Here is a 493-nt window from a genome sequence, read left to right on the forward strand (position 1 = left end):
ACGCCGGTCGGGTGCGGCGGTGGCGAAACGGTGCAGGAACGCGAGGAACCGCCGGTGGTGCGCGGCGAGCTCGTCCCGGTCGTACAGGTTGGGGTTGGCCTGGAAGTCGAGGTGCGTGCTGTGGCCGCCCGGATAGAGGTTGACGAACAGGTCCTCGATGAGCCCGGAGGTGAGCACGTGGACCCGCCCGGTGAGCGCGCCGAGCCGGACCCGGTGGTCGAACAGCATGAGGTTGACCGAGGGGCCGAACCCGGCGGCGTGATCGCCGGTGAGACCGAGGTCGCGGGCGATGTCCTCCTGCCGGTACCGCTGGCGGCGCAGTGCCCCGGTCAGCTCGAGTTCCGCCGCGGCGATCACGGCGGCGACGGTGGCGGCGTCGGTGCGCAACCGCAGCGGCACCACGTTGGCGAGCATGCCCCCGGAGCGGCGCAGCGTGGCGGTGGTGCGGGCCGAGACGGGCAGGCTGAGCATCACCTCGTCGTGGCCGGTCATC

General features: G+C 72.6%; 1 protein-coding gene. It reads right to left on the reverse strand.

Translation table 11 applies throughout. The features are described from left to right. Window positions 1-493, reverse strand: a 493-nt coding sequence (locus CQZ88_RS19615; protein WP_146034335.1) for a condensation domain-containing protein, incomplete at both ends; no start/stop codon positions are given.

Source organism: Rhodococcus sp. ENV425, assembly GCF_002887785.1.
Classification (GTDB): domain Bacteria; phylum Actinomycetota; class Actinomycetes; order Mycobacteriales; family Mycobacteriaceae; genus Rhodococcus; species Rhodococcus aetherivorans.